At 74.5% G+C, this 4,360-nt stretch carries 3 protein-coding genes; all 3 read right to left on the bottom strand.

From position 1 onward, the window contains the following. Positions 1-413: 413 nt before the first annotated feature. Entirely contained in the window at positions 414-926 is a 513-nt protein-coding gene (locus HW577_RS21405) for a cupin domain-containing protein (RefSeq protein WP_198378147.1), read from the bottom strand. A 179-nt stretch (positions 927-1,105) separates the two neighbouring features. Next, entirely contained in the window at positions 1,106-3,898 is a 2,793-nt protein-coding gene (locus tag HW577_RS21410) for an ATP-dependent DNA helicase (protein WP_198378148.1), read from the bottom strand. A 39-nt stretch (positions 3,899-3,937) separates the two neighbouring features. After that, on the bottom strand, positions 3,938-4,360 hold a 423-nt coding region (locus tag HW577_RS21415; protein ID WP_232475126.1), incomplete at its 5' end, for a hypothetical protein.

The following is a 4,360-nucleotide window of genomic DNA, read 5'->3' on the forward strand; positions in this document are numbered from 1 at the left end:
GGCCCATGCCGCCGCGGCGCGGCTCGACGCGCCGACCGTCGCGGCGCTGCATGCGCGCACGCGCCACGCGGACGATGCGGGGGACCTCGCGGCACTTGCACGGTCCGTGGCACGGCCGGGACTGAAGGCGCGGGTGGAAGCCTACCGGGCGAAGGTCGCGGCGGCGCGGCGGTAGCGCGGAGAGGGGCCTTGCCCCTCTCCGGACCTCACCCCACCAAAGGCCTAAGGGCCTTTGGAAACCATGAGATTCAATCGGGGATGGCGGGGAGGGGCGCCCCGGCGGCGTTGTGCCCGAAGGGCACGCCATGCTCCTCCCCGCCATCCCCGATCCGGTTCCGGTGTCCAGAGGCGTTTCGGCCTCTGGCGGGTGGGGGTGCGGGGGAGGGCAGCGCCCTCTCCCGCGTCACGTCACCTCACGCCGCCGCGTCCACCGGCTGGTAGGGCAGCCGCTTCACGCGGTCCATGTTCATCCCCTCGATCCGCAGCAGCCGCGTCGGCCCGTCGCGGCGCGGGGAGTGCAGGATGCCCGGCTCGTACAGGTAGGCGTCGCCCGGCTTCATCGCGTAGTCGCGGATGCGGCGCGCCTTTCCCGGCGCTGCCTCGGTCGGTCGCGCGAGGCATTCCCAGTCGGTCATGATCGTCTCGCCCGCCGCCTGGCCGTAGATCGCCCAGGACGGGCCGTGGTCGTGCGGCCCGCTCGTCTTGGCGTCCTTGTAGGCATGGGCGAGGACGGTGAAGCCGAGATCGGGGTCCTCATAGAGGACCTGCCGCTCGGGCGTCGCGTCGTTGATGTTGGCGGCGACGAAGGCGGCGTCGGCCAGCGCTTCCCGCACCAGGTCGCAGACCATCTGCCGGCCTTCCGCGCCGGGGTGGCCCTTCAGCGCGGCGCGGGCGCGGCCGACGAAATCATCGAGCGTCATGGGCATGGGCTTTCTCCTCCCGCCTTGGTGCGGGGCAAAGAATGCTCCCCCGGCCGCGCGGACGGAAGGGGTCATGCCCGCCGCGCGAAGGCTTGGCCTTTGTGCGGGGGCTGGTGGGGCGGTCGCGCACGCACCACCGTCGCTGAGGCAGATCGTGCGACGATCCTTCCTTCGCGCGGTCGGGCTCAGTCCTCGGCGAGGAAGGCGCGCGTCTCGGCCACCGCCTGCGCGAGTCCGAGGCGACGGATCAGCACGCCCGGCGGCAACCCGTGCAGCAGCCGCGACGGGCAGCGCGGGTCGAGCATGACGAAGACGCCCTTGTCGTCTGCGCGGCGGATCAGCCGCCCGAAGGCCTGGCGCAGCCGGTGGCGCGCGACGCGGTCGTCATATTCCTTGGGACGCCCGCCCGAGAGATGCAGCCGGCGTTCCCGGTGCAGGATGGTCGGCCGCGGCCAGGGCACCCGGTCGAACACGAGCAGTCGCAGCGCGCGCCCGGGCACGTCCACGCCGTCGCGCATCGCATCCGTGCCGAGCAGGCAGGCCTGTTCCTCCGCGCGGAACACGTCGACCAGCGTGGCGTTGTCCATCGCGTCCACATGCTGGGCGTAGAGCGGGATACCCGCTTCCTCGAGCGGTCCGGCGATGCGCGCATGCACCTCCCGCAGCCGGCGGATGGCGGTGAACAGCCCGAGCCCGCCGCCGCCCGCGGCCAGGAACAGCGCCTGGAAGGCGGCTGCGACCTGCCCGGTATTGTCCTTTGCGACATCCGTGACGACGAGGCAGCGCGTGCGCGCCGCATAGTCGAAGGGGGAAGGGACGGCGGCGCGGATCGCGGGGATGGGCAGGTGCGCCGCGCCCGTGCGCGCCTCCGCCTCCCGCCACGCGATGTCGGGATCGTCCTCGGCCGCCTCCGCCTCGTCGCGCAGCGTGGCGGAGGTGATAAGGAGGCCATGCGCGGGTGCGGCGACCGCCGCCGCGAAGGGCTCGGTCGGGTCGAGGTGATGGCGGTGCATGCCCGCATCCGCCTCCTGCCCGCCGCGGCGCGCCAGGCTCAGCCAGTCGACGAAGGTCGGGCGCTCCCCGGGCGCGGGCGGATCGGCGGCGATGGTCGCGAGCATCTGCCGCCAGGCGCGCAGCGGGCGCAGCGCGCGGTTCTCGATCGAGCGCGCGGCGGATTCGATGCGGATGCGATCGCCCACTTCGAGTTCGGCCGCTTCCTCCTCCAGCCGCGCGGCGAGCCTGTCCCGAAGCAGCACGAGCGGCTGCTCCAGCCGGTGCAGCGCGCGGGCGAGCGCATCGGCGGCGATGGGCAGATCCTCGGTCAGCGGGAACAGGTCGCATTCGGAGTCATACAGGCCGGCCTCCCGCGCCTCCCGCGTGCGGGCGAGCACCTGTTCGCGCGCGGCGCGGAGGAAGGCCTCGGCCGGGTTCGGCGCTTCCTCCCCCGCCGCGGCGCGCGATGACTGGGCGAGCCGCGTCGTCCAGCCCGGCAGGGGCAGCGCGCGGGCGGCCTGCAGCGCCGCTTCGAGCTGCGCGTTCAATTCGGGCTTCTCGCCGATCAGCTCCTCCAGCCGCCGGCGCAGGCCGCGCGCGCGCGACCGCCCGCCCTCGGCGCCGAGCAGCCAGCGGCGAAGTTCCGTCATCTCCGCGCCGGTCAGGTCGGCGGAGAAGGCGCTGTCCGCCGCATCGAACAGGTGGTGACCCTCGTCGAAGACGATGCGCAGCGGCGCGCCATCCTCCCCGCCGCCGCCGAGCGCGGCCTGCACCATCACCAGCGCATGGTTGGCGACGACGATGCGCGCGGCCTGGGCGCGGCGGATGGAATGCTCGACATAGCAGGCCTTGTAGTGCGGGCAGGCGGAGCGGATGCATTCGCCGCGCCGGTCGGCCAGCGGCAGGATCGCGCCGGGGCCGAACAGCTCCACCATCCAGCCCGGGAAGTCGCCGCCCAACAGGTCCCCGTCGCGCGTCGCGAGCGCCCAGCGCGCGACCAGGCCAAGTGCCACGGCGAGGTGCGGCACAGGTACCCCGGACGTCATGTCATCCAGGTTCAGCAGGCAGAGGTAGTTCTCCCGCCCCTTGCGCAGCACCACGCGCCGCCGCCGCTCCTCCGGGTCCGGGAACAGGCGCGCTGTCTCCTGGTCGATCTGGCGCTGCAGGTTGCGGGTGTAGGTGCTGATCCAGACCGGCGCGCCGTTGCGCTCCGCCCAGAGGCTGGCGGGTGCGACATAGCCGAGCGTCTTGCCCGTGCCCGTGCCCGCCTCGGCGAGCACCAGCGCCGGCGCGCCGGGGTGGGCGCGCGGCGCGAAGGCGCCTGCGGCGGCGGAGGCGTAGTCCGCCTGCTGCGGCCGTTGCTCGGCATCGGGGCCAAGGATCTCGGCGAGCCGCCGCCGCGCCTCGGCGGGTTCGACGGGGAAGGCGGCGGCGGGCGGGGGCGGGGCCGCGTCCTCCCATTCCGGCAGGCGGCGCCAGACCTTGTAGGCGCGGGCGTCGGGCTTCGCCTTCGGATCGCCGAGCGCGGCGAGGACGGAGTCTGCCCAGGGCCAGCCCGCTTCGCCCATGCGCGCGGCGAGCCCCGCCGCGTCGCGGTTGCGCGGGTGTTCGCGGCCATCGGCGAGATGGCGGAGCAGCAGCGTCGCGATCTCCGGCAGCAGCGCGGCGGCCGCCGCCTCGTCCTTGGGCTGCGGCAGGTCGAGCGCGAGGGCAAGGCCGCGCGGCGTCGGCGCGCAGGATTCCGCCGGACGGCAGAAGGCGAAGAGTTCCAGCAGGTCATGCGCCTCCCCCAGCCCGTTCAACCCGAGCCGCCTTGCGGTGGCCGGCGCGTGGACGAGCATGGGCGCGGCGCCCTGGATGGCGCGTGCGGCGGCGGCGGCGGGCAGGGTCTCGATTTCGCCATCGCGCGTCAGCAGCACGGCGCGACCGACGCCGGCGACGAGCGCGGGCACGTCGGGCAGGACGAGTCGCGGGGGGGAAGCCATGCGACCTTCTAGCAGGCGCGGGCCGAGCCGCGCGCTGCCTCAGCCCGCCGCCGCGCTCCGATACGTCGCCCGCCCGCGATAGAGCGTGCAGTCGCGCCGCGGGAAGGCGGGGGCGAGGATGTCGAGCGGCACGTCGTCGCGCGGCGCGGCGCGGGTCTCGGCCAGGATCGCGGGTGCGGCCAGCGGCTGGGCGATGCCCCCTCGCACGGGCTGCGCGGCGCTGGCCATGCCATCCCGCGCGCGGCGATGGTCGGAGAGGTAATCGGAGGCGCTGCGCGTCCATTCCTCGATCCGGCGATGGACCAGGATGCCGTGGACGCGGCCATCGGGGCCGAGGATCGGCGCGCCGGACGCGCCCGGCTCGATGCCGCGCGAACCTTCGACGCGGATGTCGAGCAGCGCGCCGGCGGGCTGGTCCGGCGCGGGCGTCAAGTCGCGCGCGGCAGCGAAGATCGGGAGAGT

Origin of the sequence: Neoroseomonas rubea (genome assembly GCF_016106015.1) — a bacterium.
GTDB classification, from domain to species: Bacteria; Pseudomonadota; Alphaproteobacteria; order Acetobacterales; family Acetobacteraceae; genus Neoroseomonas; species Neoroseomonas rubea.

Coding starts and splice junctions, on each gene's coding strand:
- HW577_RS21405 (WP_198378147.1), bottom strand. CDS start 926: ATGCCCATGACGCTCGATGATTTCGTCGGCCGCGCCCGCGCCGCGCTG.
- HW577_RS21410 (WP_198378148.1), bottom strand. CDS start 3,898: ATGGCTTCCCCCCCGCGACTCGTCCTGCCCGACGTGCCCGCGCTCGTC.